The organism is Pseudomonas sp. 1912-s (assembly GCF_029269205.1).
Lineage (GTDB): Bacteria > Pseudomonadota > Gammaproteobacteria > Pseudomonadales > Pseudomonadaceae > Aquipseudomonas.
In genome coordinates, this window is record NZ_JARIXR010000017.1 from 71,288 (window position 1) to 97,996 (window position 26,709).

Below are 26,709 nucleotides of genomic sequence, written 5' to 3' on the forward strand. Positions count from 1 at the left end.
TTACGCCTTCTTCTGATGTTGCGTCAGTGCTGCTTTAACGAAGCCGCTGAACAACGGGTGACCGTCGCGCGGGGTCGAGGTGAACTCCGGGTGGAACTGGCACGCCACGAACCATGGATGATCCGGTGCTTCAACCACTTCAACCAGCGCGCCATCACCGGAACGACCGGAGATTTTCAGGCCGGCTTCCATGATTTTCGGCAGCAGGTTGTTGTTCACTTCATAACGGTGACGGTGACGCTCGACGATCACGTCCTTGCCGTAGCAATCGTGAACCAGGGAACCCGGCTCCAGCAGGCAATCCTGCGCGCCGAGGCGCATGGTGCCGCCCAGGTCGGAGGCTTCGGTACGGGTTTCGACCGCGCCGGTGGCATCTTCCCACTCGGTGATCAGGCCCACGACCGGGTGACCGCTAGTGCGATCGAACTCGGTGGAGTTGGCGTCTTTCCAGCCCATCACGTTACGGGCGAACTCGATGACCGCCACTTGCATGCCCAGGCAGATACCCAGGTACGGCACCTTGTTCTCACGAGCGTACTGGACGGCAGTGATCTTGCCTTCCACGCCACGCAAGCCGAAGCCGCCCGGAACCAGGATGGCGTCAACGCCTTCCAGCAGCGCAGTGCCCTGGTTCTCGATGTCTTCGGAGTCGATGTAGCGCAGGTTGACCTTGGTACGGTTGCTGATGCCCGCGTGGCTCATCGCTTCGATCAGCGACTTGTAGGCGTCCAGCAGCTCCATGTACTTGCCGACCATGGCGATGGTGACTTCATGCTCAGGGTTGAGCTTGGCGTCGACCACGGCTTCCCACTCGGACAGATCGGCACCGCCACACTGCAGGCCGAAGCGCTCGACGACAAAATCATCCAGGCCCTGGGAATGCAGGATGCCCGGGATCTTGTAGATGGTGTCGGCGTCTTCCAGAGCGATGACCGCACGTTCTTCAACGTTGGTGAACTGGGCGATCTTGCGACGCGACGCGATGTCGATCGCGTGGTCGGAGCGGCATACCAGCACGTCCGGCTGCAGGCCGATGGAACGCAGTTCCTTGACCGAGTGCTGGGTAGGCTTGGTTTTGGTTTCGCCGGCGGTAGCGATGTACGGCACCAGTGTCAGGTGCATCAGCATCGCGCGCTTGGCGCCGACTTCGAAACGCAACTGGCGGATGGCTTCAAGGAACGGCTGGGACTCGATGTCACCCACGGTGCCACCGATCTCGACCATCGCCACGTCGGCATCGCCTGCACCCTTGATGATGCGGCGCTTGATTTCGTCGGTGATGTGCGGGATCACCTGGATGGTTGCACCCAGGTAGTCACCACGGCGCTCCTTGCGCAGCACGTGCTCGTAGACACGGCCGGTGGTGAAGTTGTTGTTCTGGGTCATGGTCGTGCGGATGAACCGCTCGTAGTGGCCCAGGTCCAGGTCGGTCTCGGCGCCGTCGTGGGTGACGAACACTTCACCGTGCTGGAACGGGCTCATGGTGCCCGGGTCAACGTTGATGTACGGGTCCAGCTTGAGCATGGTGACCTTAAGTCCCCGCGCCTCCAGGATGGCCGCCAATGAAGCGGAGGCAATGCCTTTCCCCAATGAAGAAACAACACCGCCCGTGACGAATATGTAGCGCGTCATGAAAAACCCTAGAAGTCTGCGTTAAAGCGGTCCGAGCCGCCGGGGAAAGCGAAGGAAGGCCGAAGCCCCCGATCACCTGCATTAATCACAGTGCACCTTTCAAAAAAACCGCCGCGTTGTGACAGACCAGCAATGAAACACCGGTACGTTGATCGCTACACATTTTTTGGAATCGCCCAGCAAAGACTGCTTGGTAATCGGCAACTGCTGCGATTCAGGCGAATCCACAGAAGTTGTATCAAGAAGGGAGCGTAGTCTACCGGAAAGGCTCTATCAGCTCAAACCTTGATCGCAGGTTGGTGGCATCCAATGTAATTGCCAACCGGCATGGCCACCTGCCACAAGCCCCGGCAGGTTGGCCACGGCCAGCAATTGTTGGCCCTGATACAGCAGCGGCAATCTGCCACGGATGAAGCCTGGCACTGCACTTTCGTTAAGCAACCGCTTCAGGTCGCGCCGGCCCCGGCCTGGCAATTCCATGATTTCGCCGCCCTGGCGATATCGGATGCTCAAAGGGCCTTCAGGTGCGTTGCCACTGAAATGCAGTTGGCCGTTACCGGGTAACTGTAGTGGGTTTTGCGGGTGTGACCAGCTCACCGGCGCATCCAAAAATTCCGGCCAACTGGCCGGTAACCACCAGATGCGCCCGCCGCCGCGATGCAATTGGCCGTCGGCCAGGCGCCACAGAGGCTGTGCGTCTTCCTTGGCATCGCGCAAGGCCTGCCAGCCGGCCCAGTGCTCGCTGTCGGGCAAGCGTGTCAGCGGTGTCAGCCAGTGCATGAGTGCGTTGCGCTGGCGGGCCTCGGAGAGCGCGGCGAGTGGCTCAAGGGCCAGCGACGGCAACGCCAGCCAGGGAAATACCGAGGGTTGGCTGGCGGCCAGCAGGTCCATTTGCGCCAGTTCGTCGAGCAGACCCTGGGCTTCGCTCAAGTGTTCGGCGCTGCGGGCCATGGTGCTGACGGCCTGAGGCCAGCGTTCAGTCAGCCGCGGAAAAACATGATGGCGCAGGTAATTGCGCGAGAAACGCGGATCGGCGTTGGACGGGTCTTCGATCCAGGTCAAGGCCTGCTCACGGGCGTAGGCTTCCAGAACGGCGCGAGATACCTCCAGCAGTGGCCGCGCCAGGTAGCCACCCCCCAAAGGGCGCTGCGCAGGCATTGCTGCCAGCCCACGCACCCCGGCCCCACGCAACAAGCGGAACAACAAGGTTTCGGCCTGATCGTCGCGGTGCTGGCCGGTGATCAGCAACTCCCCTGCCCCGGTGACCTCGGCAAACGCTTGATACCGCGCGTCACGGGCGGCGCGCTCCAGGCTTGCGCCAGGTTGCACGTGCACACGGATCACTTGCAGGGGCACGCCCAGGGCGTCACACACGGCCTGGCAATGAGCCGGCCACGCGTCAGCCGCCGCTTGCAGCCCATGATGCACATGGAGCGCACTGAGTGGCGGGAGTGGGTCAGTTTTGGCCAGACTGGCCAGAAGGTGCAGCAGGACGGTGGAGTCGAGACCGCCGGAGAAAGCGATATGCCAGGCCGGGGCGTTGCGCCAGGGTGCGAGGGCTTGCAGGAGCTTGGCGGTCAAGATGGGCTTCATGGCAAAGGACGCCGTCAATCTGGAATGCGATAACCCAGCATACACAAAGCAAATGTGGGAGCGGGCTTGTGCAGGAGCCGGGCTTGCCCGCGATGCAGACAACTCGGTTTATCTATTGCACCGAGTTGATGCTATCGCAGGCAAGCCAGCTCCCACACAAGCCCGCTCCCACATTTAGTAAGGCGTCAGCTTAGAGGCCGTAGCTCATCAGTCGCTCGTAACGGCGGGCCAGCAGCGCCTCGTTGTCGAACTTCTTGAGCATCGACAGTTGCGAGCTGAGTTCGGCACGAATGGTCGCTGCAGCGGCAGCCGGGTCACGGTGGGCGCCGCCCAATGGTTCGGCGATCACTTTATCCACGATGCCCAGGCCTTTCAGGCGATCAGCGGTGATGCCCATGGCTTCGGCAGCGTCCGGCGCTTTCTCGGCGGTTTTCCACAGGATCGAAGCGCAACCTTCCGGCGAGATCACCGCGTAGGTCGAATATTGCAGCATGTTCAGTTGGTCGCAGACGCCAATGGCCAATGCACCGCCGGAACCGCCTTCGCCGATCACCGTCGCGATGATTGGCGTCTTCAGGCGGGCCATCACCCGCAGGTTCCAGGCAATCGCTTCGCTCTGGTTGCGCTCTTCAGCGTCGATACCCGGGTAGGCGCCCGGGGTGTCGATGAAGGTCAGGATCGGCATCTTGAAGCGCTCGGCCATTTCCATCAGGCGGCAGGCCTTGCGATAGCCTTCGGGGCGCGGCATGCCGAAGTTGCGGCGAACCTTCTCGCGCACTTCACGGCCTTTCTGGTGACCGATCACCATGACAGGCTGGTCGTCCAGGCGGGCGATACCGCCCACGATGGCCGCGTCGTCGGAGAAATGACGGTCGCCGTGCAGCTCGTCGAACTCGGTGAAGATGTGCTCGATGTAGTCCAGGGTGTACGGACGGCGCGGGTGGCGGGCCAGGCGCGCGATCTGCCAGCTGGTCAGCTTGCCGAAGATGTCTTCGGTGAGCGTGCTGCTCTTGTCTTGCAGGCGAGCGATTTCATCGCCGATATTCAGCGAATTGTCATTGCCGACCAGGCGCAGCTCTTCGATCTTGGCTTGCAGGTCAGCGATCGGCTGTTCGAAATCAAGAAAATTCGGGTTCATAAGCGTCCGTCTTGGGTCGACGGCCAGGGAGTGCCTGGCCAGCCGGTTGTCTATTCGCGCCCTACCTTAAGGGAGAGGCGCGGTTAGGTCGAGATTAAATGTTCGGTCGAGATCAGGCGTTCTTTGTACGGCCTGACCGTCAACGGTATTGGAGGAAGACGTTGTCACGCCCGAACTGGTCACGCAATGCTTGAATCAAGCCATCGCCCGGGTCGATTCTCCAGGTCTCGCCGAACTGCAGCATGGCCTTGGCATCATTGCCGGTGTATTCCATGGTCACCGGGCACGCGCCACGATGACGCTTGAGCAAGTCCCCCAACCAGCGTAGCTGATCGCCTTTGAGCGCATCAGTGCGCACTTTCAGGCGCAGGCTTTCGGCCAGATTGGTGCGGGCATCTTCCATGCTCATCACGCGCTTGATCCGCAGGCGCAGGCCGCCGGAGAAGTCGTCGTTGCTGACTTCCCCTTCCACCACCACCATCGCGTCCGTCTGCAGCAGCGATTGGGCGGAGTGGAACGCATCGGCAAACAGCGACGCTTCGATCCGGCCCGAGCGGTCGTCGAGGGTGATGAAACCCATCTTGTCGCCCTTTTTGTTTTTCATCACCCGCAGGGCGATGATCATGCCCGCGACGGTCTGGGTATCCCGCGCCGGCTTCAGGTCGATGATGCGCTGACGGGCGAAGCGACGGATTTCGCCTTCGTACTCGTCAATCGGGTGACCGGTGAGGTACAGGCCCAAGGTGTCTTTCTCGCCCTTGAGGCGTTCCTTCAGGGTCAGGTCCTTGGCCTTGCGGTGGTTGGCGTAGACGTCAGCGTCTGCTTCGACGAACAGCCCGCCAAACAGGTCGGCGTGGCCACTGTCGTGGGTGCGGGCGGTCTGCTCGGCGGCCTTGATCGCTTCTTCCATGGCCGTCAGCAGCACCGCACGGTTGCGGTCAATGTTGGCCTGGTAAGCCTTCGGCTCATCATGGAAGTGCGGGCCCAGGCGATCCAGGGCGCCGCTGCGGATCAAGCCATCAAGGGTCCGTTTGTTGATGCGTTTGAGGTCGACACGGGCGCAGAAATCGAACAGGTCCTTGAACGGCCCGTCCTGACGCGCTTCGGTAATCGCCTCCACCGGGCCTTCGCCCACGCCCTTGATCGCGCCAAGACCATAGATGATGCGGCCTTCGTCGTTCACCGTGAACTTGAACTCGGAAGTGTTCACGTCCGGCGCGTCGAGGCGCAGCTTCATGGTGCGCACTTCCTCGATCAAGGTCACGACCTTGTCGGTGTTGTGCATATCCGCAGACAGTACCGCCGCCATGAACGGCGCCGGGTAGTGAGCCTTCAGCCACGCGGTCTGGTACGACACCAGGCCATAGGCGGCGGAGTGGGATTTGTTGAAGCCGTAACCGGCGAATTTCTCTACCAGGTCGAAGATGTTACCGGCCAGGTCAGCGTCGATGTTATTGGTGGCGCAACCTTCAATGAAACCGCCGCGCTGCTTGGCCATTTCCTCGGGTTTTTTCTTACCCATGGCCCGACGCAGCATGTCCGCGCCACCGAGGGTGTAACCGGCCATGACCTGGGCAATCTGCATCACCTGTTCTTGATACAGGATGATGCCGTAGGTCGGTGCCAGTACTGGCTTGAGGCCTTCGTACTGGTAATCGGAGTGCGGGTAAGCCAGTTCGGCACGCCCGTGCTTACGGTTGATGAAGTCATCCACCATGCCCGATTGCAGCGGGCCCGGACGGAACAGGGCCACCAGTGCAATCAAGTCTTCCAGGCAGTCGGGCTTGAGCTTTTTGATCAGCTCTTTCATGCCGCGGGATTCAAGCTGGAACACGGCCGTGGTTTCGGCTTTTTGCAGCAGGCTGTAGGTCGGTTTGTCGTCCAGCGGGATAAACGCGATATCCAGCGGCGGCTCGTTGACCTTGGCGCGGTCGCGGTTGATGGTCTTCAGCGCCCAGTCGATGATCGTCAAGGTACGCAGGCCGAGGAAGTCGAACTTCACCAGGCCGGCCGCCTCCACGTCATCCTTGTCGAACTGGGTTACCAGGCCGTCGCCTTCTTCGTCGCAATAGATCGGCGAAAAATCCGTCAGCTTGGTGGGCGCGATAACCACACCACCGGCGTGTTTACCGACGTTACGCACCACGCCTTCGAGTTTGCGCGCCATGTCCCAGATTTCGGCCGCTTCTTCATCGACCTTGATGAAGTCCCGCAGGATTTCTTCCTGCTCGTAGGCTTTTTCCAGGGTCATGCCGACTTCGAACGGGATCATCTTCGACAGGCGGTCAGCCAGGCCGTAGGACTTGCCCTGCACCCGGGCCACGTCGCGGATTACCGCCTTGGCCGCCATCGAACCGAAAGTGATGATCTGGCTTACGGCGTTGCGGCCGTACTTCTCGGCCACGTATTCGATTACCCGGTCGCGACCATCCATGCAGAAGTCGACGTCGAAGTCGGGCATCGATACCCGTTCCGGGTTAAGGAACCGTTCGAAGAGCAGGTCATATTCCAGCGGGTCGAGGTCGGTGATCTTCTGCACATAGGCCACCAGCGACCCGGCACCCGATCCACGGCCTGGGCCCACCGGCACGCCGTTGCTTTTGGCCCACTGGATAAAGTCCATAACGATCAGGAAGTAACCGGGGAACCCCATCTGGATGATGATATCCAGCTCGAAATTCAGCCGGTCGACGTAGACCTGGCGCTTGGCTTCGTAATCTTCGGTGGTGTCCTTGGGCAGCAGGACGCTCAGGCGCTCCTCCAGGCCGTCGAACGAGACCTTGCGGAAATACTCGTCGATGGTCATGCCATCGGGAATCGGGAAGTTGGGCAGGAAGTGCTTGCCCAGCTTCACTTCAATATTGCAGCGCTTGGCGATTTCAACGGAGTTTTCCAGGGCCTCGGGCAGGTCGCTGAACAACTCGGCCATTTCATCGGCGCTTTTGAGGTACTGCTCTTCGCTGTAGTTTTTCGAGCGGCGCGGATCATCCAGCGCTCGGCCTTCGCCAATGCAGACGCGGGTTTCGTGAGCCTCGAAGTCTTCCTTCCTGATAAAGCGCACATCGTTGGTCGCTACCAGCGGCGCGCCCAGCTTTTCAGCCAGGGCCACGGCGGCGTGCAACTGCTCTTCATCATTGGGGCGGTTGGTGCGCTGGATTTCCAGGTAGAACCGGTTGGGGAACACGTCCATCCATTCACGGGCGAGCACTTCCGCCTCGTGGGGATTGCCGCCCAACAGCGCGATGCCGATTTCACCCTCTTTGGCCGCCGAGAGCATGATCAGCCCTTCGCTGGCCTCGGCCACCCACTCGCGCTCGATGATGATCGAGCCGTTGCGCTGGCCATCGATAAAGCCACGGGAAATCAGTTCGGTGAGGTTGCGATAACCGACGCCGTTCATCGCCAACAGGCTGATGCGGCTCAATGGGTTATCCGGGTCCTTGTTCGACAGCCACAGGTCGGCGCCGCAGATCGGCTTGATGCCGGCGCCCATGGCGGCCTTGTAGAACTTGACCAGGGAGCACATGTTGTTCTGGTCGGTCACCGCCACGGCAGGCATGTTCATGCCCACCAGGGTTTTGACCAGCGGTTTGATCCGTACCAGGCCGTCGACCAGGGAGTATTCAGTGTGCAGGCGCAGGTGAACGAATGAAGCCGGCATAGTGATCCTGTACAAAACGTGAAAACAACAAGGCCCGGAAATCCGGCATTTAAAGCTACTGCGCTTTAAAGGCCGGATTGTACCGGGCCTTGGCAAAAACATCAGCCTTGCCGCTAAACCTCGATCAGGCTTTCCCGAGCCTCGTAAGCCTGGCGAACCGGGGCGAACGAGCGGCGGTGGATTGGGGTTGGCCCCAGGCGCACCAAAGCTTCCAGATGAACGGGCGTAGGGTAGCCTTTGTGCCCACCGATGCCGTAGCCAGGGTAGATCAATTCAAAAGCCGCCATTTCTCGGTCACGGCTGACCTTGGCCAGGATCGACGCAGCGGCAATGGCCGGCACCTTGCTGTCGCCCTTGACCACTGCTTCAGCAGGCATCGTCAGCTTGGGGCAGCGGTTGCCGTCGATCATCGCCATTTTTGGGGTGATGTGCAGGCCTTCAATGGCACGCTGCATGGCCAGCATGGTGGCGTGCAGGATGTTCAGTTTGTCGATTTCCTCGACTTCGGCCCGGGCGATGTGCCAGCTCAGGGCCTTCTCACAGATCTCGTCAAAGAGTTTTTCGCGACGGGCTTCAGTGAGTTTCTTCGAATCGTTGAGGCCGAGGATCGGGCGGTTCGGGTCGAGGATTACGGCTGCGGTGACGACCGCGCCACACAGCGGGCCACGGCCCACTTCGTCGACGCCGGCCACCAGATCAAGGGCATCGGCCACCAGGCTGAAATCCAGACCCATTTGCGTCTTCATAGGGCTTCCTGTTTTTGGCCGATCAAGGTCAGCACAGCATCCGCTGCCTGATTCGACGCATCACGGCGCAAGGTGCGGTGAATCTCGTCAAACCCACGAGTCTGCTCTTCGCCACCGTCGATCAACGGGAAAAGAGTGCGTGCCAGGGCTTCAGGCGTCGCATCGTCCTGCAACAACTCGGGCACCAGCAGACGCTGGGCCAGCAAATTGGGCAGGGAGATGTAGGGACTTTTGACCATCCGCTTGAGAATCCAGTAGGTCAGCGGCGCCAGGCGATAGGCCACGACCATCGGGCGCTTGTAGAGCAAGGCCTCCAGGGTCGCGGTACCGGAAGCGATCAGCACCGCATCGCAGGCGGCCAGCGCCAGGTGCGAGCCGCCGTCGAGCAGGGTCAACGGCAAGTTGCGCCCTACCAGCAATTCTTCAATTTGCGCACGGCGCTGAGGGCTCGCGCACGGCAATACGAAGCGCACGCCCGGCTTCAGGGCTTGCAGGCGTTCTGCGGCATCAAAAAACAGCGCACCAAGACGCCCCACTTCACCGCCCCGACTGCCCGGCATCAAGGCCACCAACGGCCCCTCAGGCAAGCCCAGTTCGGCACGAGCCGCCGCACGGTCGGCCTGGAGCGGAATGGTGTCGGCCAGGGTGTGGCCGACAAACCGCACCGGCACGCCCTTCTCTTCGTAGAACCGGGCCTCGAACGGCAGCAGGGTAAGCATCAGGTCGCAGCCTTCACGGATCTTCAGCACGCGCTTTTGCCGCCACGCCCACACGGAGGGGCTGACGTAGTGCACGGTCTTGATCCCGGCCTGACGCAACTTGAGTTCGATATTGAGGGTGAAGTCCGGCGCGTCGATTCCGATGAAGACGTCGGGCTTTTCTTCGATCAGGGTCTGGATCAGCTTTTTGCGGCGGGCCAGCAGCTCGCGCAAACGGCCCAGCACTTCTACCAGCCCCATGACCGACAAGCGCTCCATGGGAAAGTAGGACGTCAAGCCTTCAGCCTGCATCAGCGGGCCGCCGACACCGATGAATTCAACCGCCGGATGCTGAGCCTTGAGGGCTCGCATCAGGCCTGCACCGAGAATATCGCCGGAAGCTTCTCCGGCCACCAACGCTATACGCAGCTTGGCCATGATCAGCGGGTGATGCCGCGAGTCGACGACTGGATCGAGTCACGGAATATCGCAACTTCCGGAAACAGTGCGGCTGGCTCCGTCAGTTCGGTCAAGGCCTGGTCAACCGTCAGCCCCTGGCGGTAAACCACTTTGTAGGCACGGCGCAGAGCGTGGATCGCGTCTTCGCTGAACCCCCGACGGCGCATGCCCTCGAAGTTCATGCTGCGTGCTTCGGCCGGGTTGCCGAATACCGTTACAAACGCCGGAACGTCCTTGCCGATCGCGGTACCCATGCCGGAAAAGCTGTGGGCGCCGATATGGCAGTACTGATGGACCAGGGTGAAACCGGACAGGATCGCCCAATCGTCAACGTGCACATGCCCGGCCAACGCGGTGTTGTTGACCAGGATGCAATGGTTGCCGATCACGCTGTCATGACCGATGTGCGCATAGGCCATCACCAGGTTGTGATCACCCAGGGTGGTCTCGGCGCGGTCCTGAACGGTACCGCGGTGAATGGTCACGCCTTCACGGATGATGTTGTGATCACCGATTACCAGGCGCGTTTCTTCACCCTTGTACTTCATGTCCGGGGTGTCTTCGCCTATCGATGAAAACTGATAGATGCGGTTATGTTTGCCAATCCGCGTCGGGCCTTTGAGGATCACGTGCGGCCCGATGACTGTCCCCTCGCCGATTTCCACACCTGCGCCGACGATCGACCAGGGGCCGACCTCAACGTCGGCGGCCAGTACGGCCGTCGGATCGATGATTGCGCGAGGGTCAATCAAACTCATAGTTTGCGTTCCGCACAGATGATTTCAGCCGAGCACACCGGCTTGCCATCGACCGAAGCCTGGCATTCGAACTTCCAGATCTGGCGCTTGCAGCTGATGAACTTGGCTTCCAGGATCAACTGATCGCCCGGAGTGACCGGGTTGCGGAAGCGCAGTTTGTCGGAGCCCACGAAATAGTAGAGCGTGCCATCGGCAGGCTTCAGGTCGAGCATTTTGAAACCAAGGATACCGGCAGCCTGGGCCATCGCTTCAATGATCAACACGCCCGGCATGATCGGATGCGCAGGGAAGTGACCGTTGAAGAATGGTTCGTTGATGCTGACATTCTTGTAGGCACGAATGCGCTTTTCCTCAACATTGAGGTCCGTCACCCGGTCCACCAGCAGGAACGGGTAACGGTGAGGCAGGTATTCGCGAATCTCGTTGATGTCCATCATTTCGGGGGGAAGCCTGTAATAAAGATTGGGAGCGTGCGGACTAAGGCACGCCCCTCTAGCAAATCAAGGAGGCAGTCTAGCGGCTGTGCACACTTGATATGGAAATGGTATCAGCCATCTGATGAAGCATTACCGCCAGGGGTCACGTCCCCAACACGCTTTTCCAGATGTTTCAGGCGCCGAGCGATATCGTCGAGCTGCCTCAGACGCGCCGCGCTCTTGCGCCATTCGGCCGCAGGCTGCATGGCCGTACCGGATGAATAGGACCCAGGTTCGGTAATCGAATGGGTCACCATGGTCATGCCGGTAATGAATACGTTGTCGCACACTTCGATATGGCCCACCAGGCCAACACCGCCGGCGAGCATGCAATGCTTGCCAATCTTGGTGCTGCCGGAAATCCCCACGCATGCGGCCATGGCGGTGTGATCGCCAATCTGCACGTTGTGGGCGATCTGAATCTGGTTATCCAGTTTCACGCCGTTACCAATGACGGTATCGGCCAGGGCACCGCGGTCAACAGCCGTATTGACGCCAATTTCAACGTCGTCGCCGATCAACACGCCGCCCACCTGGGCAATCTTGTGCCACACGCCCTTCGAGTTGGCGAAGCCGAAGCCCTCGCCACCGATCACGGCGCCCGACTGAATCACGACACGTTCGCCGATACGCACATCGTGGTACAGGGTCACGCGCGGAGCCAGCCAACCACCGGCACCCACCTCACTGCGGGCACCGATAAAGCACTGCGTGCCGATCGTCACGCCCGCGCCGATGCGCGCGCCACTTTCGATCACCACAAAAGCACCGATGCTCGCGGCAGGGTCGACCTGCGCGTCATCGGCGATCACCGCAGTCGGATGGATACCGGCAGCAGCCTTGGGTTTTGGATCGAACAGGTGCGACGCCCTGGCGTATGCCAGGTACGGGTCGGCAACAACCAGCGCATCCCCGGTAAACCCTTCGGCATCAGCGGCCTTCAGCAACACAGCTGCGGCGCGGCTGTCGCCCAGGTATTTACGGTATTGGGGGTTTGCCAGGAAGCTCAACTGAGCTGGGCCAGCCTCCTGCAAGGTGGCTAGCCCAGTAATTTCCTTCTCCGGGGAGCCACGTAAGGTGGCCCCCAGGAACTCGGCCAATTGGCCGAGCTTGATAGTCGCAGTCATGGCTTACTTCAGCTGATTCATGCGCTCGATCACCTGACGGGTGATGTCGTACTGAGGTTTAACGTCGATGACGGCGCCGCGTTCGAACACCAGGTCAAAGGCACCTTTCTTGATGACTTCTTCCACGGCGCTGTCGAGTTTCGGCTTGAGCTGCTTGAGCATTTCACGGTCAGCAACAGCCTTGGCTTCGTTCAGCTCCTTGGACTGGAACTGGTAGTCACGGGCCTTTTGCTTGAATTCAAGCTCCAGACGCTCGCGCTCGCCTTGCTGCATCTTGTCGCCACCGGCTACCAGACGGTCCTGGATACCTTTGGCGCTGCTTTCCAGAGTCTTGAGCTTGGTCAGTTGAGGACCGAACTTCTTCTCTGCATCCACGGCATATTTCTTGGCCGCATCGGATTCCAGCAGGGCCATCTGATAGTTCAGAACAGCAATCTTCATTTCGGCAAAGGCCGGGGTCGCTACCAGGACAGTCGCCAGGAGAACCAATTGAGTCAACTTACGCACGATGTACTCCTACAGAATCCGTTGTCGTTATCTTGGGTCAGACGCTTAGAACGTCTGGCCGAGGGAGAATTGGAAAATCTGGGTTTCAGCGTTATCCGGTTTCTTGATCGGCATGGCCAGAGCAAAGCTCAACGGGCCCAGCGCCGTCACCCAGGTCACACCCACACCGACAGAGCTTGCCAGGTTGCTCAGACTTACGTCGTTGCACTGCGTGTTGGACTTCGAGCCATTGGGGTTGGTGACCTGTTCGCACTTGGAGTCGAACACGTTACCCACATCCCAGAAGACCGAAGTACGCAGGGAACGCTGATCTTTCACGAATGGCAGCGGGAACAGGATCTCCGCACCACCCTGGATCAGAACGTTACCACCGAATGGCAGCGGGTCGTTGTCCGAGTCAGCCACGGTACCTTGGTTACCGGTCACGCCCACGCCACGGCTTGGGGTACCACGAGGACCCAGGGTGCTGTCCTTGAAGCCACGTACCGAGTTGAAACCACCAGCATAGTAGTTCTCATAGAACGGCAAGCCGCTGGTCGAACCATAACCATCGCCGTAACCCAGTTCGGTGTGCAGGCGCATGGTGTAGTTTTCGCTCAATGGCTGGAACAACTGGCCACGGTAGTCGAGCTTGAAGAACGACAGGTCGCTGCCCGGCGTGGTTGCTTCCAGAGTCAGGCTCTGGGAATGGCCACGGGTTGCCAGTACGCCTTTGTTCAGGGTCGATTCCGACCAACCGGCCGAAGCCTTGAAGTTCAGGAACTGGTCACCTTCTTTACGCACGAAGTTGAAGATCTCATCCACGGTGTACACACCGGTCTTGATCTTGTCTTGTTGCGCGGTCAGGCCGAAGGTCAGACGCGAGGTCTCACTGATCGGGTAACCAATGTTGGCGCCAACACCCAGGCTGTCGATTGCATAGCTTGCAACGTCGACGTCGAGGTCTTTGTAGTCGGTTGTGCGGTAGAAGGCGTTGTAGCCCAGGCTCACACCGTCAGCAGTCCAGTAGGGGTCGACATAACCGAAGTTATAGCGGCTCTGGTATTCGCTTCGGGTCAGGCCGATGGAAACCTTGTTACCGGTACCGAGGAAGTTGTTCTGGGTGATCGAGCCACCGAGGATCAGACCGGCACTCTGGGCGAAACCGACACTCGCGGTAATCGAACCGGAAGCCTGCTCTTCTACGGCGTAGTTCACGTCAACCTGGTCATCCACACCCGGTACAGCCGGGGTTTCGACGTTGACTTCCTTGAAGAAGCCCAGACGCTCAAGGCGAACCTTGGACTGGTCGATCAGGTAAGTCGACGCCCAGCCACCTTCCATCTGACGCATTTCACGGCGCAGCACTTCGTCAGCAGACTTGGTGTTGCCACGGAAGTTGATGCGGTTCACGTAGGCACGCTTGCCCGGATCGACGACGAAGGTGATGTCAACGGTGTGGTCTTCATCGTGCGGGGTCGGTACGCCGTTGACGTTGGCGAAGGTATAGCCTTCGTTACCCAGGCGACGGGTGATCAGCTCGGACGTGGTGGTCATCAGCTTGCGCGAGAACACCTGGTCTTTCTGCACCAGCAACAGGGACTTGACCTGGTCTTCAGGCACTTTCAAGTCACCGCTGAGCTTGACGTCACGAACCTTGTACTTCTCGCCTTCGTTGACGTTGACAGTGATATAGACGTGCTTCTTGTCCGGGGTGATGGACACCTGGGTCGAAGCGATATCCATGTTGATATAGCCACGGTCCAGGTAGTAGGAACGCAGACGCTCCAGGTCACCGGACAGTTTTTCGCGGGCGTACTTGTCATCGTTCTTGAAGAACGACAGCCAGTTGGTGGTCTTGAGTTCGAACAGGTCGATCAGGTCGTCATCAGCGAACTTGGTGTTACCCACCACGTTGATGTGCTGGATGGCCGCCACGGTACCTTCATTGATATTGACCTTCAGGCCAACGCGGTTACGCGGCTGCGGGACCACTTCAGTCTCGACGGTGGCCGAGTAACGACCCTGGGCAACGTACTGGCGTTGCAGCTCGTTACGCACGCCTTCAAGGGTGGCACGCTGGAAGATCTCGCCTTCGGCAAGGCCGGATTGCTTGAGACCTTTCATCAAGTCTTCAGTAGAGATCGCCTTGTTGCCTTCGATCTCGATACTGGCGACAGAAGGCCGCTCGACGACAGTGATGACGAGGACGTTGCCTTCACGACCCAGTTGGATATCTTGAAAGAACCCGGTTTTGAACAGCGCACGAGTGGATTCCACCAGGCGACGGTCATCAGCCTGTTCCCCGACGTTCAACGGCAAGGCACCAAAGACGCTACCCGCGGAAACCCGCTGGAGGCCGTTGACGCGAATATCGGAGATGGTGAAGGACTCGGCGTGAACTTCGGCGATCATCAATACGGTGAGAACCGCAGTTAGCAGCAGACGTTTCATGAAGTCCTTTCTTATTCCAACTGGCAATAAACAAACTGCCGCAAAATGCGGCAGATTCGCAATTCAGCGAAGCGTTACAGTCGTCCCAGATCGTTGACCAGGGCTAACAACATCACCCCGACCACCAAACTGATACCGATCTGTATCCCCCAACCCTGCACCCGATCCGACAAGGGGCGACCACGCGCCCACTCGACCAGATAAAACAACAGATGCCCCCCATCCAATACTGGAATGGGCAACAAATTCAGAACCCCAAGACTAATACTCAGATAAGCCAGGAAATTCAGGAAATCTACAACGCCCGACTGGGCAGAAGCGCCCGCCACTTTAGCAATGGTTATCGGTCCACTCAAGTTTTTTACCGAGAGCTCGCCGAACAACATTTTCTTGAGGGAATCGAGGGTCAGCACACTCATGGTCCAGGTGCGTCTCGCACCCTCGCCAATTGCCGCCACCGGTCCGAAACTGACCTCTCGCACCATCGAAGGTGGCCACTCGACACCTTTGACCCCTGCGCCCAGGTAACCCCCGGCCGCCTTGGCTTCCCCGCGAACGGCCAGGGTTACGGGGACGTCGATTTGAGCACCATCGCGCTCGACTTTCAGCACAATTTTGGTATCAGGGCGTACACGCACCAGGTCGACCACTTGCTGCCAGTCGTTCAGTGCCTGGCCATCAAGCGCCAGCAGGCGGTCACCGGTTTTCAGACMTGCGGCCTGGGCCGGCCCCTTCGGATCCAGCTCTGCCAGTACCGGCGGCAAGGCCGGGCGCCATGGACGAATGCCCAGGGATTTGATCGGATCAGGCTCATCGGAGCCCTTCAGCCAGTGGTCCAGGGTCAGCTCGCGCGGCGTTTCAGCGGTGGAGTCCTGCTCACGCACCACCAGTTTCACGATGCCGCTTTCACCCAGACGACGCACCAACTGCAAATTGACCGCGCCCCACCCCGTGGTTGGCTCGCCATCAACTGCAACAATTTCCTGCCCGGCGGTCAGGCCAGCCTTGGCCGCCATGCTGTCCGGCTCGACGGCACCAATGACCGGACGCACCTGCTGGCTGCCCAGCATGGCCAGGACCCAGAAGAACACCATGGCCAACAGAAAGTTGGCGATCGGACCCGCTGCGACGATGGCAATGCGCTGACGGACGGTCTTGCGATTAAAGGATTGATCCAACTGATCAGCCGGCACTTCGCCTTCGCGCTCATCGAGCATCTTGACGTAGCCACCCAACGGAATGGCCGCGATCACAAACTCGGTGCCGCGACGGTCGTGCCAGCGCAGCAAGGGCATTCCGAAGCCTACGGAAAAGCGCAGTACCTTGACGCCGCAACGACGCGCGACCCAGAAATGGCCGAACTCGTGGAAGGTAACCAGCACACCCAGAGCAACCAGGGTGCCGACAATCATGTAGAGCGCACTCATCTAATTTCTCCGCATCTCAATCCAGTCCCTGAAGGCTAAAACACGCCCAAAGGCTAACGCGTATTGCGGTTCAACCATTGCCCGGTCAAGGCCCGGGCCTTTGCATCCGCCTCGAACACCGCGCCCAGATCATTCACGGCAACCACAGGTTCAAGGTTCAAAACGTCTTCGATGATACTCGCGATCTGCGGAAAACGGATGCGCCGTTCAAGAAACGCCGCCACCGCCACTTCGTTCGCCGCATTCAGCATCGCCGGCGCGCTGTTACCCGCCTCTGCCGCCTGCCGCGCCAGGCGCAGGCAAGGAAACCGCTGCTCGTCGGGGGCTTCGAAATCCAGACGGGCGATGGCAAACAGATCCAGCGGCGCAACACCCGAGTCAATTCGCTCCGGCCAGGCCAGGGCATTGGCGATCGGCGTGCGCATGTCCGGGTTACCCAACTGGGCCAACACCGAGCCATCCACGTAATCCACCAGGGAATGAATCACACTTTGCGGGTGGATCACCACCTCGACCTGATCCGGCCGGGCATCGAACAGCCAGCAGGCCTCGATCAATTCCAGGCCCTTGTTCATCATGCTCGCCGAGTCCACCGAGATCTTGCGACCCATGGACCAGTTCGGATGCGCACACGCCTGATCAGGGGAAACATGCTCCAGGTCGGCCAGCGGTGTCTGCCGGAACGGACCGCCAGAGGCTGTCAGCAGAATCCGACGCACCCCAACCTGGCTCAACCCACGCGCAAAATCACCGGGCATGCACTGGAAAATCGCATTGTGTTCGCTGTCCAGCGGCAACAGCACGGCGCCGCTCTTGCGCACCGCCTGCATAAAGAGCGCACCGGACATTACCAGGGCTTCTTTATTGGCCAGCAGAATCTTCTTGCCCGCATCAACGGCGGCCAGGGTCGGACGCAAGCCGGCAGCGCCGACAATTGCCGCGACTACGGTGTCGACATCAGGGTCAGCCGACACCTGGCACAACCCCTCCTCCCCCACCAGCACCCGGGTCGCCAGGCCCGCAGCGCGCAGGTCGTCCTGCAAGCCACGTGCTGCTGCCGCTTCGGGCACGACTGCGTATTGCGGAGCGTGGCGCACACACAATGCCAGCAGCTCGCTCAGGCGACTGAAACCGGTCAATGCGAATACTTGATAACGCTCGGGATGACGGCCAATGACATCGAGGGTGCTTAGCCCCACCGAGCCGGTAGCGCCCAGCACGGTGACCTGTTGCAGGCGGCTCACGAGGCAGCCATCCACAGCAGCACGGCAAAGATCGGGATCGCAGCCGTCAGGCTGTCGATACGGTCGAGCACGCCACCGTGACCCGGCAGCAGGTTACTGCTGTCCTTGATCCCGGCCTGGCGCTTGAACATGCTTTCGGTCAGGTCACCGATCACCGAGATGAACACGACCACGGCCGCACCCACCAGGGACAAGAGCACTTCCTTGACGGTCCAGCCACGCACCACGCCGACCACAACGGTAATCACCAGGGTCAATGCCAGGCCGCCATACACGCCCTCCCAGCTTTTGCCCGGACTGACAGCCGGCGCCAACTTGCGCTTGCCGAAAGCACGGCCGGAGAAGTAGGCACCGATATCGGCCCCCCACACCAGCACCATCACCGCCATGATCAGCCAGTTACCCAACTGCATGTGCTTGATGTAGACCAGCCCTTGCCAGGCGGGCAGCAGAATCAAAAGGCCGATCACCAGCTTGCAGGCGACACTGGACCAGTGGCTGCTGGAGCCAGGAAAAGTCAGCACCAAATAGGTCGCCAACGCCCACCACAACACCGCCGCCCCCAACACCCAGGGCGCTACGTCCGGCAGGATGTACATCAGGAACATCAACAGCGCCACAACTGCGGCGTACACCACACGCGGCAACTGCGCGGCGAAACCGGCCAGTCGCGCCCATTCCCAGGCACCCAGCGTCACGACCAGGCCGATGAACAGCGCGAAGTTCGCCCCTTCAAGCAGGAAAAACCCGCACAGGGCAATGGGCAGCAGGATCAGCGCCGTGATGATTCGTTGTTTAAGCATTAAACCCGGGCTCCAGCTTCGATCTGCTCGCTCGTTTTACCGAAACGACGCTGACGGGAAGCGAAATCGGCCAGCGCATTGCGCATGGCATCGTGTTTGAAGTCCGGCCAGAACAGGTCGGAGAAGTACAATTCGGTATAGGCCAACTGCCACAACAGGAAGTTGCTGATGCGGTGGTCGCCACCGGTACGAATGCACAGGTCGGGCAACGGCAGGTCGCCGGTCACCAGACAGGTTTGCAACAGCTCGGGCGTGATGTCTTCCGGACGCAAATGACCGGCCTGTACTTCCCGCGCCAGACGCTGCGCAGCCTGGGCGATATCCCACTGGCCACCGTAGTTGGCTGCAATCTGCAGCACAAAACGGTTGCTGCCGGCAGTGATCGCCTCGGCCTCACGCATCGCCGCCTGCAGCTCGGGATGGAACCGCGAGCGGTCACCAATGATGCGCAGGCTGATGTTGTTCTCGTTCAGGCGCTTGGCCTCACGACGCAGGGCCTTGAAGAACAGGTCCATCAAGGCACTGACTTCCTCGGCCGGGCGCTGCCAGTTTTCACTGGAGAACGCGAACAGGGTCAACACTTCGACCTTGGCCTCGGCACACACCTCGATCACGGCACGTACAGCATCGACACCCGCTTTATGCCCGGCAACACCCGGCATAAAGCGCTTCTTCGCCCAGCGATTATTCCCGTCCATGATGATCGCGACATGGCGCGGCACCACGGAGGGCACAGTCTGCTTGGTCTTTTCCATGAAGGCGTCCTGACCCTTTATACGGCCATCAGGTCCTTTTCTTTGTCTTCCGTGGCTTTGGTGATCTGGGCCTCGGCATCTTTGGTCAGCTTGTCGATATCGGCGACGGCACGACGCTCTTCGTCTTCGCTGATTTCCTTGTCCTTGACCAGCTTCTTCAGGTCACCCAAGGCATCGCGACGGATGTTGCGCACGGCAACACGCGCATCTTCAGCTGCGCTGCGCGCCTGCTTGGTGAAGCCCTTACGGGTTTCTTCGGTCAGGGCAGGCATGGAGATCAGCAGCAGCTCGCCCAGGTTGGTCGGGTTGAGGTTCAAGCCGGCGCTCTGGATGGCCTTGTCGACGGCACCGAGCATGTTGCGCTCAAAGGCCACGACTTGCAGGGTACGGGAGTCTTTTACAGTGATGTTGGCCACTTGGGTGATGGAGGTATCAGCGCCGTAGTACGGCACCATCACGCTGCCCAGAATGCTTGGGTGAGCCTTGCCGGTACGAATCTGGCCAAATGCATGGTTCAGAGAGTCCAGGGATTTCTGCATGCGCTCTTGAGCGTCTTTTTTGATTTCGTTGATCATTGTTCGATTTCCTCGATCAGAGTCCCTTCCGCGCCGCCGTGTACGATGTTCAGCAGGGCGCCGGGCTTGTTCATGTTAAATACGCGCAGCGGCATCTTGTGGTCGCGGCACAAGCAAATAGCCGTCAGGTCCATCACGCCCAGCTTGCGATCCAGTACTTCATCATAAGTCAGATGATCGAACTTCTCGGCATGCGGGTCTTTGAATGGGTCTGCAGTGTAAACACCGTCAACCTTGGTGGCCTTCAGTACCACGTCCGCGTTGATCTCGATACCACGCAGGCACGCTGCCGAATCGGTGGTGAAGAACGGGTTGCCGGTACCGGCAGCAAAGATCACTACCTCTTTGGCATCCAGGTGACGCATGGCTTTGCGACGATCATAGTGATCCGTTACACCGACCATGGAAATAGCCGACATGACGATAGCGGTGATGTTGGCGCGCTCCAGGGCGTCACGCATCGCCAGGGCGTTCATCACAGTGGCCAGCATGCCCATGTGGTCGCCTGTCACCCGATCCATGCCGGCAGCGCTGAGTGCCGCGCCACGGAACAGGTTGCCGCCGCCGATCACCAGACCGACCTGAACACCGATACCGACCAGTTGGCCGACTTCCAGCGCCATGCGGTCGAGTACTTTGGGATCGATCCCAAACTCTTCCGACCCCATCAGGGCCTCGCCGCTAAGCTTGAGTAGAATGCGTTTATAGCGAGCCTGATGACCACTGCCCTGCTGAGCCATTGCGAATCTCTCCTGCGGCGTATTTTTGAAAATTCTTGGCAAGCCGTTTACGGCCTGCGTTCACTCTAGCTTGACGCTGTCACAGCGCCATCGGAACACGGCTTTGTAAGCCAGTTCCAAAGGGAAACCAATAAAAATTGATCACCCCATTTGAAAAGAGGCTGCGCGCGTAAGCGGGCAGCCTCTTTTGGGCGACAGTTAAAAACCGTCTTACTTCTTGGTGGCAGCCAGCTGGGCAGCAACTTCTTCAGCGAAGTTGTCGACCGGCTTCTCGATGCCGTCGCCTACTTTGTAGTAGGTGAAGGAAACGATTTCAGCGCCAGCTTTCTTGGCCAGCTCGCCAACCTTGATTTCAGGGTTCTTGACGAACGCCTGCTCAACCAGGGAAGCCTCAGCCAGGAACTTGCTGATACGGCCTTTCACCATGTTTTCAACGATGTTTTCAGGCTTGCCTTTGATTTTTTCTTCGTTCAGCTGCAGGAACACGGCTTTCTCGCGCTCGATGGCTTCAGCAGAAACTTCCGATGGCAGCAGGAATTCAGGGTTGCTGGCCGCTACGTGCATAGCGATGTCTTTGGCCAGTTCAACGTTGCCGCCTTTCAGGGCAACCACAACACCGATCTTGTTGCCGTGCAGGTAAGCACCCACAACATCACCTTCAACGCGGGTCAGGCGACGAATGTTAACGTTCTCGCCTACTTTACCAACCAGAACCAGACGATCAGCTTCTTGAGCTTCGATCAGCGGAGCGGCGTCGGTCAGCTTGTCAGCGAATGCTTTTTCAACGCTGGCAGCGACGAAGTTCTTGAAGTCGTCTTGCAGGGCCAGGAAGTCGGTCTGCGAGTTAACTTCCAGGATAACGGCCGATTTGCCGTCTTCCTTGATTGCGATAGCGCCTTCAGCAGCGACGTTGCCTGCTTTCTTGGCGGCCTTGATGGCGCCCGAAGCACGCATGTCATCAATGGCTTTTTCGATGTCGCCGCCGGCCTTGGTCAAGGCCTTTTTGCAATCCATCATGCCTTCGCCGGTACGCTCACGCAGTTCTTTAACCAACGCTGCAGTAATCTCTGCCATTTTCAAAATCCTCTTGGATAGGTTTTCAACCATTCCACCCGATTGAACGGGCGATCAATTCTTCCCGAACCACCTTGTAGGCCGCTGCACGTTACAGATGTTGTAGCTGCGCTGCCGACAAATGGTTTTCGAGGTGGCAAAAAGGGGGCCAAGCCCCCTTTTTGCTTACTGAGTCAACGCCAAGGCGTCAGTTACTCAGCTGCTGCTACCGGAGCTTCTTCAACGAACTGCTCGGTGCCGCCAGCAACGTGGTTGCGGCCACGGATTACAGCGTCAGCCATCGAACCCATGTACAGCTGGATAGCGCGGATTGCGTCATCGTTGCCTGGGATGATGTAGTCAACGCCTTCCGGGCTGCTGTTGGTATCGACTACGCCGATAACCGGGATGCCCAGCTTGTTGGCTTCGGTGATCGCAATGCGCTCGTGATCAACGTCGATAACGAACAGTGCGTCAGGCAGACCGCCCATGTCCTTGATACCACCCAGGGAACGATCGAGCTTTTCCAGGTCGCGAGTGCGCATCAGCGCCTCTTTCTTGGTCAGCTTGGCGAAAGTACCGTCTTCGGCTTGCACTTCAAGGTCACGCAGACGCTTGATGGAAGCACGGATGGTTTTGAAGTTGGTCAGCATGCCGCCCAACCAGCGGTGATCGACGTACGGCGAACCGCAACGTGCTGCTTCTTCAGCAACGATCTTGCCAGCGGAACGCTTGGTGCCGACGAACAGAATCTTGTTTTTGCCCTGGGCCAGGCGCTCTACGAAAGTCAGAGCTTCGTTGAACATTGGCAGGGTTTTTTCAAGGTTGATGATGTGGATCTTGTTACGCGCGCCGAAAATGTATTTACCCATTTTCGGGTTCCAGTAACGGGTCTGGTGACCGAAGTGCACACCGGCCTTCAGCATATCGCGCATGTTGACTTGGGACATGATAGTTCCTTAATAAGTCGGGTTTGGCCTCCACGTATCCCAATGACCAACCAGCGGCATTCGCCTCCGGCACCCAGGTCATCGTGTCGACACGTGTGTGGATTTAAGCTTTGCGGGGTATCCCCGGAAAGCGGCGCATTTTATACCACAGAGCTTGCAAAAACGAAACCCGCAATCACATTTGCCGTCAGTCGCTTTTGCCTAAGCCTTTGAATAGAGCCAGAATGCCCCCATCCTCATAGACAGAAGCGATCGCCAGACGCTCATGGTTTCACCCCTGCGTCTGCTAGAATCGCGTTTTTTGGGCTTGTGCGAATTCTGCAACCTTTTGTCGCACACCCGTAAACCGTATTGATTTCAGCGCGTCGCGCTAGAGAGAGCCTGTATGACCGTAACCCTCAAAACCGCCGAAGACATCGCTGGCATGCGCGTCGCCGGCAAACTGGCTGCCGACGTGCTGGAAATGATTGCCGAACACGTCAAGCCCGGCGTCACCACCGAAGCGCTGGACCGCATCTGCCACGACTATATTGTCGACGTGCAAAAGGCCATCCCTGCGCCGCTGAACTACAAGGGCTTCCCCAAGTCGATCTGCACCTCGATCAACCACGTGGTGTGCCACGGGATACCCGGCGACAAGCCGCTGAAAGACGGCGACACCCTGAACATCGACGTCACCGTGATCAAGGACGGCTACCACGGCGACACCAGCCGTATGTTCCACGTCGGCACTGTACCGGTATGGGCCGAGCGCCTGTCGCAAGTGACCCAGGAATGCATGTACAAGGCCATCGAAATCGTCAAACCCGGCTGCCGCCTGGGCGACATCGGTGAAATCATCCAGAAGCACGCCGAAAAGAACGGCTTCTCGGTGGTCCGTGAGTTCTGCGGCCACGGCATCGGCAAGGTGTTCCACGAAGAGCCACAAATCCTGCACTACGGCCGCGCCGGCACCGGCATGGAGCTCAAGGCAGGCATGACCTTCACCATCGAGCCGATGATCAACCAGGGCAAGGCCGACACCAAGGTGCTGGGCGACGGCTGGACCGCCATCACCAAGGACCGCAAGCTCTCGGCACAGTGGGAACACACCCTGCTGGTGACCGATACCGGCTACGAGATCTTCACCCTGCGCGCCGATGACACGATTCCTCGCGTTTCGGCGTAATGTTTGCACCGGTTTTCTGATTGCGACGCTGTGACCCATAGATAGAAAGGAAAACCGATCGATGCCCCAGGTGGATCCCGAACTCTTTGACCGTGGCCAGTTCCAGGCGGAACTGGCGCTGAAGGCCAGCCCCATTGCCGCCTTCAAGAAGGCCATCCGTCAGGCCCGCGAAGTGCTCGACGCGCGCTTTCGTACCGGCCGGGACATTCGCCGGCTGATCGAGGACCGCGCCTGGTTCGTCGACAATATCCTGCAAAAGGCCTGGGAACAGTTCAGCTGGAGTGAAGACGCCGATATCGCCCTGGTGGCGGTCGGCGGCTACGGCCGTGGCGAACTGCACCCCTACTCCGACATCGACCTGCTGATTTTGCTCGACAGCGCCGACCACGAGATCTTTCGCGATTCCATCGAGCGTTTTCTGACGTTGCTGTGGGACATCGGCCTGGAAGTCGGCCAAAGCGTGCGCTCGGTGGACGAATGCGCCCAGGAAGCCCGCGCCGACCTGACGGTGATCACCAACCTGATGGAAAGCCGCACCATCGCCGGCCCCGAGCGCCTGCGCCAGCGCATGCTGGAGGTCACCAGTACCGCGCACATGTGGCCGAGCAAGGATTTCTTCCTGGCCAAGCGCGCCGAGCAGAAAGCCCGGCACCACAAGTACAACGACACCGAATACAACCTGGAACCCAACGTCAAAGGCTCCCCGGGCGGGCTGCGGGATATCCAGACAATTCTGTGGGTTGCCCGTCGCCAATACGGCACCCTGAACCTGCGAGCCCTGGCCGGGGAAGGCTTTCTGGTGGAGAGCGAAAACGCCCTGCTGGCCTCCTCCCAGGAATTCCTGTGGAAAGTGCGCTACGCGTTGCACATGCTGGCCGGGCGCTCCGAAGACCGCCTGCTGTTCGATCACCAGCGCTCCATCGCCACCTTGCTGGGGTTTGAAGGCGAGGATGCGAAGACCAGCATCGAAAGCTTCATGCAGCAGTACTACCGCGTGGTGATGAGCATTGCCCAGCTCAGCGACCTGATCATCCAGCACTTCGAAGAAGTGATCCTGGCCCCGGAAGACGAAGCGCCACCGCAGCCGATCAACTCACGCTTCCAGCTGCACGATGGCTACATCGAGGCACGCAACGACAACGTGTTCAAGCGCACGCCGTTCGCCATGCTGGAGATCTTCGTGCTGATGGCCCAGCAGCCGGAAATCAAGGGCGTGCGCGCCGACACCATTCGCTTGCTGCGGGAAAACCGTCACCTGATCGACGACGATTTCCGCCACGACATTCGCAACACCAGCCTGTTTATCGAGCTGTTCAAGTGCAAGATCGGCATCCACCGCAACCTGCGGCGCATGAACCGTTACGGGATTCTGGGGCGTTACCTGCCGGAGTTCGGCTTTATCGTCGGGCAGATGCAGCACGACCTGTTCCACATCTATACGGTGGACGCCCACACCCTGAACCTGATCAAACACCTGCGTAAGTTGCAGTACACCCAGGTGTCAGAGAAATTCCCGCTGGCCAGTAAGCTCATGGCGCGCCTGCCCAAGCCCGAACTGATTTACCTGGCCGGCCTGTACCACGACATCGGCAAGGGCCGGCACGGCGATCACTCGGAAATTGGTGCGGTAGACGCCGAGGCGTTCTGCCAGCGCCACCAACTGCCGCTGTGGGACAGCCGCCTGATCGTGTGGCTGGTGCAAAACCACCTGGTGATGTCCACCACCGCACAGCGCAAGGACTTGTCCGACCCGCAGGTGATCCACGATTTCGCACAGATCGTCGGCGACGAAACCCGTCTCGACTATCTCTACGTCCTCACCGTGTCCGACATCAACGCCACCAACCCGACGCTGTGGAACTCCTGGCGTGCCAGCCTGTTGCGCCAGCTCTACACCGAGACCAAGCGCGCGCTGCGTCGCGGCCTGGAGAACCCGGTGGACCGAGAGGAGCAGATCCGTCGTACCCAGAGCGCAGCCCTGGATATCCTGGTGCGCGGCGGCAACGACCCGGATGACGTCGAGCAACTCTGGTCGCAACTGGGGGACGACTATTTCCTGCGCCACACCGCCGGCGACGTGGCCTGGCACAGCGACGCGATCCTGCAGCAGCCGACCGATGGCGGGCCACTGGTGCTGATCAAGGAAACCACCCAGCGCGAGTTCGAGGGCGGCACGCAGATTTTCATCTACGCGCCGGACCAGCACGACTTCTTCGCCGTGACCGTGGCCGCGATGGACCAGCTCAACCTGAACATTCACGACGCCCGGGTGATCACCTCCAGCAGCCAGTTCACACTCGACACCTACATCGTGCTCGACACTGAAGGCGAGTCCATCGGTGACAACCCGGAGCGGGTGAAAAAGATCCGCAAGGGCCTCACCGACGCCCTGCGCAATCCCGACGACTACCCGACCATCATCCAGCGCCGGGTACCGCGCCAGCTCAAGCACTTTGCATTCGCCCCCGAGGTGACCATCCACAACGACGCCCAGCGCCCGGTGACCGTGCTGGAACTCAGCGCGCCGGACCGCCCGGGCCTGTTGGCGCGGATCGGCACGATCTTCCTGGAGTTCGACCTGTCGTTGCAGAACGCCAAGATTGCGACCCTGGGCGAACGGGTGGAAGACGTGTTCTTTATTACCGATGCCGACAACCAGCCGCTCTCCGACCCTGAACTGTGCCGACGTTTGCAGGAAGCCATCGTCCAGCAGTTGAGCGTCAACCAGGAGACGGGCGTCGAGATGTCACGGTTGAGCATCTGACC

21 protein-coding genes are annotated in these 26,709 nt (G+C 59.6%); 2 read left to right on the forward strand and 19 right to left on the reverse strand.

Features of this window, described 5'->3' with window-relative positions:
- From P3C29_RS20710 to rpsB, 19 genes are all read right to left on the reverse strand, one after another.
- Positions 1–1,632 carry a CTP synthase gene (locus P3C29_RS20710; RefSeq protein WP_003219298.1) on the reverse strand — a complete coding sequence of 544 codons (1,632 nt, stop codon included), beginning with the start codon at positions 1,630–1,632 and terminating at the stop codon, positions 1–3.
- A 273-nt stretch (positions 1,633–1,905) separates the two neighbouring features.
- Complete coding sequence (tilS, locus tag P3C29_RS20715) at positions 1,906–3,225, reverse strand: tRNA lysidine(34) synthetase TilS (protein WP_275965319.1); 1,320 nt, start codon at positions 3,223–3,225, stop codon at positions 1,906–1,908.
- 190 nt (positions 3,226–3,415) lie between these two features.
- A complete protein-coding gene (locus P3C29_RS20720) occupies positions 3,416–4,363 on the reverse strand; it encodes an acetyl-CoA carboxylase carboxyltransferase subunit alpha (RefSeq protein WP_201121571.1) in 948 nt (315 codons plus the stop codon).
- A 139-nt stretch (positions 4,364–4,502) separates the two neighbouring features.
- Entirely contained in the window at positions 4,503–8,024 is a 3,522-nt protein-coding gene (gene dnaE, locus P3C29_RS20725; protein ID WP_201121572.1) for a DNA polymerase III subunit alpha, read from the reverse strand.
- A 113-nt stretch (positions 8,025–8,137) separates the two neighbouring features.
- On the reverse strand, positions 8,138–8,770 hold the full coding sequence (gene rnhB / locus P3C29_RS20730) for a ribonuclease HII (RefSeq protein WP_201121573.1): 633 nt from the start codon (positions 8,768–8,770) through the stop codon (positions 8,138–8,140).
- Positions 8,767–9,906, reverse strand: a complete 1,140-nt coding sequence (gene lpxB, locus P3C29_RS20735; RefSeq protein ID WP_275965320.1) for a lipid-A-disaccharide synthase — start codon at positions 9,904–9,906, stop codon at positions 8,767–8,769. The genes rnhB and lpxB overlap by 4 nt, the downstream gene beginning before the upstream one ends.
- A gap of 2 nt (positions 9,907–9,908) precedes the next feature.
- Positions 9,909–10,685, reverse strand: a complete 777-nt coding sequence (lpxA, locus tag P3C29_RS20740) for an acyl-ACP--UDP-N-acetylglucosamine O-acyltransferase (RefSeq protein ID WP_088423007.1) — start codon at positions 10,683–10,685, stop codon at positions 9,909–9,911.
- Complete coding sequence (gene fabZ, locus P3C29_RS20745) at positions 10,682–11,122, reverse strand: 3-hydroxyacyl-ACP dehydratase FabZ (protein WP_003219309.1); 441 nt, start codon at positions 11,120–11,122, stop codon at positions 10,682–10,684. The genes lpxA and fabZ overlap by 4 nt, the downstream gene beginning before the upstream one ends.
- A gap of 110 nt (positions 11,123–11,232) precedes the next feature.
- A complete protein-coding gene (lpxD, locus tag P3C29_RS20750; RefSeq protein ID WP_275965321.1) occupies positions 11,233–12,288 on the reverse strand; it encodes a UDP-3-O-(3-hydroxymyristoyl)glucosamine N-acyltransferase in 1,056 nt (351 codons plus the stop codon).
- Between the two features lie 3 nt (positions 12,289–12,291).
- The gene (locus P3C29_RS20755; RefSeq protein WP_003219314.1) at positions 12,292–12,795 is read right to left on the reverse strand and encodes an OmpH family outer membrane protein; all 504 of its coding nucleotides are present in this window, start codon (positions 12,793–12,795) and stop codon (positions 12,292–12,294) included.
- Between the two features lie 45 nt (positions 12,796–12,840).
- Positions 12,841–15,228 carry an outer membrane protein assembly factor BamA gene (bamA, locus tag P3C29_RS20760; RefSeq protein ID WP_010176752.1) on the reverse strand — a complete coding sequence of 796 codons (2,388 nt, stop codon included), beginning with the start codon at positions 15,226–15,228 and terminating at the stop codon, positions 12,841–12,843.
- A 74-nt stretch (positions 15,229–15,302) separates the two neighbouring features.
- Positions 15,303–16,655 (reverse strand): sigma E protease regulator RseP, encoded by a 1,353-nt coding sequence (gene rseP / locus P3C29_RS20765; RefSeq protein ID WP_275965322.1) that lies wholly within the window; start codon positions 16,653–16,655, stop codon positions 15,303–15,305.
- 53 nt (positions 16,656–16,708) lie between these two features.
- Positions 16,709–17,899 (reverse strand): 1-deoxy-D-xylulose-5-phosphate reductoisomerase, encoded by a 1,191-nt coding sequence (gene ispC / locus P3C29_RS20770; RefSeq protein ID WP_010176754.1) that lies wholly within the window; start codon positions 17,897–17,899, stop codon positions 16,709–16,711.
- Positions 17,896–18,702: a phosphatidate cytidylyltransferase gene (locus P3C29_RS20775; protein ID WP_275965323.1), complete on the reverse strand. Its 807-nt coding sequence runs from the start codon at positions 18,700–18,702 to the stop codon at positions 17,896–17,898. Before P3C29_RS20775 ends, ispC begins: the two co-directional genes overlap by 4 nt.
- On the reverse strand, positions 18,702–19,457 hold the full coding sequence (uppS, locus tag P3C29_RS20780) for a polyprenyl diphosphate synthase (protein ID WP_003219323.1): 756 nt from the start codon (positions 19,455–19,457) through the stop codon (positions 18,702–18,704). Before uppS ends, P3C29_RS20775 begins: the two co-directional genes overlap by 1 nt.
- Positions 19,458–19,474: 17 nt before the next feature.
- Positions 19,475–20,032, reverse strand: a complete 558-nt coding sequence (frr, locus tag P3C29_RS20785; RefSeq protein WP_010176756.1) for a ribosome recycling factor — start codon at positions 20,030–20,032, stop codon at positions 19,475–19,477.
- Positions 20,029–20,772 (reverse strand): UMP kinase, encoded by a 744-nt coding sequence (pyrH, locus tag P3C29_RS20790; RefSeq protein ID WP_003219327.1) that lies wholly within the window; start codon positions 20,770–20,772, stop codon positions 20,029–20,031. The genes frr and pyrH overlap by 4 nt, the downstream gene beginning before the upstream one ends.
- A 210-nt stretch (positions 20,773–20,982) precedes the next feature.
- Positions 20,983–21,846, reverse strand: coding sequence for a translation elongation factor Ts (gene tsf / locus P3C29_RS20795; protein WP_008432237.1), 864 nt, complete (start codon positions 21,844–21,846; stop codon positions 20,983–20,985).
- Between the two features lie 191 nt (positions 21,847–22,037).
- Positions 22,038–22,775, reverse strand: coding sequence for a 30S ribosomal protein S2 (rpsB, locus tag P3C29_RS20800; RefSeq protein WP_003219330.1), 738 nt, complete (start codon positions 22,773–22,775; stop codon positions 22,038–22,040).
- A gap of 385 nt (positions 22,776–23,160) precedes the next feature.
- Between rpsB and map the strand changes: the two genes are divergently transcribed.
- Together map and P3C29_RS20810 are read left to right on the forward strand one after the other, a co-directional pair.
- On the forward strand, positions 23,161–23,943 hold the full coding sequence (gene map, locus P3C29_RS20805; RefSeq protein WP_003219332.1) for a type I methionyl aminopeptidase: 783 nt from the start codon (positions 23,161–23,163) through the stop codon (positions 23,941–23,943).
- 61 nt (positions 23,944–24,004) lie between these two features.
- Positions 24,005–26,707 (forward strand): [protein-PII] uridylyltransferase, encoded by a 2,703-nt coding sequence (locus P3C29_RS20810; RefSeq protein WP_201121577.1) that lies wholly within the window; start codon positions 24,005–24,007, stop codon positions 26,705–26,707.
- Positions 26,708–26,709 lie beyond the last annotated feature (2 nt).

Bases quoted from the DNA above. Each gene is read 5' to 3' on its own strand.
- P3C29_RS20710 (WP_003219298.1), bottom strand. From the start codon at position 1,632: ATGACGCGCTACATATTCGTCACGGGCGGTGTTGTTTCTTCATTGGGG.
- tilS (WP_275965319.1), bottom strand. From the start codon at position 3,225: ATGAAGCCCATCTTGACCGCCAAGCTCCTGCAAGCCCTCGCACCCTGG.
- P3C29_RS20720 (WP_201121571.1), bottom strand. From the start codon at position 4,363: ATGAACCCGAATTTTCTTGATTTCGAACAGCCGATCGCTGACCTGCAA.
- dnaE (WP_201121572.1), bottom strand. From the start codon at position 8,024: ATGCCGGCTTCATTCGTTCACCTGCGCCTGCACACTGAATACTCCCTG.
- rnhB (WP_201121573.1), bottom strand. From the start codon at position 8,770: ATGAAGACGCAAATGGGTCTGGATTTCAGCCTGGTGGCCGATGCCCTT.
- lpxB (WP_275965320.1), bottom strand. From the start codon at position 9,906: ATGGCCAAGCTGCGTATAGCGTTGGTGGCCGGAGAAGCTTCCGGCGAT.
- lpxA (WP_088423007.1), bottom strand. From the start codon at position 10,685: ATGAGTTTGATTGACCCTCGCGCAATCATCGATCCGACGGCCGTACTG.
- fabZ (WP_003219309.1), bottom strand. From the start codon at position 11,122: ATGATGGACATCAACGAGATTCGCGAATACCTGCCTCACCGTTACCCG.
- lpxD (WP_275965321.1), bottom strand. From the start codon at position 12,288: ATGACTGCGACTATCAAGCTCGGCCAATTGGCCGAGTTCCTGGGGGCC.
- bamA (WP_010176752.1), bottom strand. From the start codon at position 15,228: ATGAAACGTCTGCTGCTAACTGCGGTTCTCACCGTATTGATGATCGCC.
- P3C29_RS20775 (WP_275965323.1), bottom strand. From the start codon at position 18,702: ATGCTTAAACAACGAATCATCACGGCGCTGATCCTGCTGCCCATTGCC.
- uppS (WP_003219323.1), bottom strand. From the start codon at position 19,457: ATGGAAAAGACCAAGCAGACTGTGCCCTCCGTGGTGCCGCGCCATGTC.
- frr (WP_010176756.1), bottom strand. From the start codon at position 20,032: ATGATCAACGAAATCAAAAAAGACGCTCAAGAGCGCATGCAGAAATCC.
- pyrH (WP_003219327.1), bottom strand. From the start codon at position 20,772: ATGGCTCAGCAGGGCAGTGGTCATCAGGCTCGCTATAAACGCATTCTA.
- tsf (WP_008432237.1), bottom strand. From the start codon at position 21,846: ATGGCAGAGATTACTGCAGCGTTGGTTAAAGAACTGCGTGAGCGTACC.
- rpsB (WP_003219330.1), bottom strand. From the start codon at position 22,775: ATGTCCCAAGTCAACATGCGCGATATGCTGAAGGCCGGTGTGCACTTC.
- map (WP_003219332.1), top strand. From the start codon at position 23,161: ATGACCGTAACCCTCAAAACCGCCGAAGACATCGCTGGCATGCGCGTC.
- P3C29_RS20810 (WP_201121577.1), top strand. From the start codon at position 24,005: ATGCCCCAGGTGGATCCCGAACTCTTTGACCGTGGCCAGTTCCAGGCG.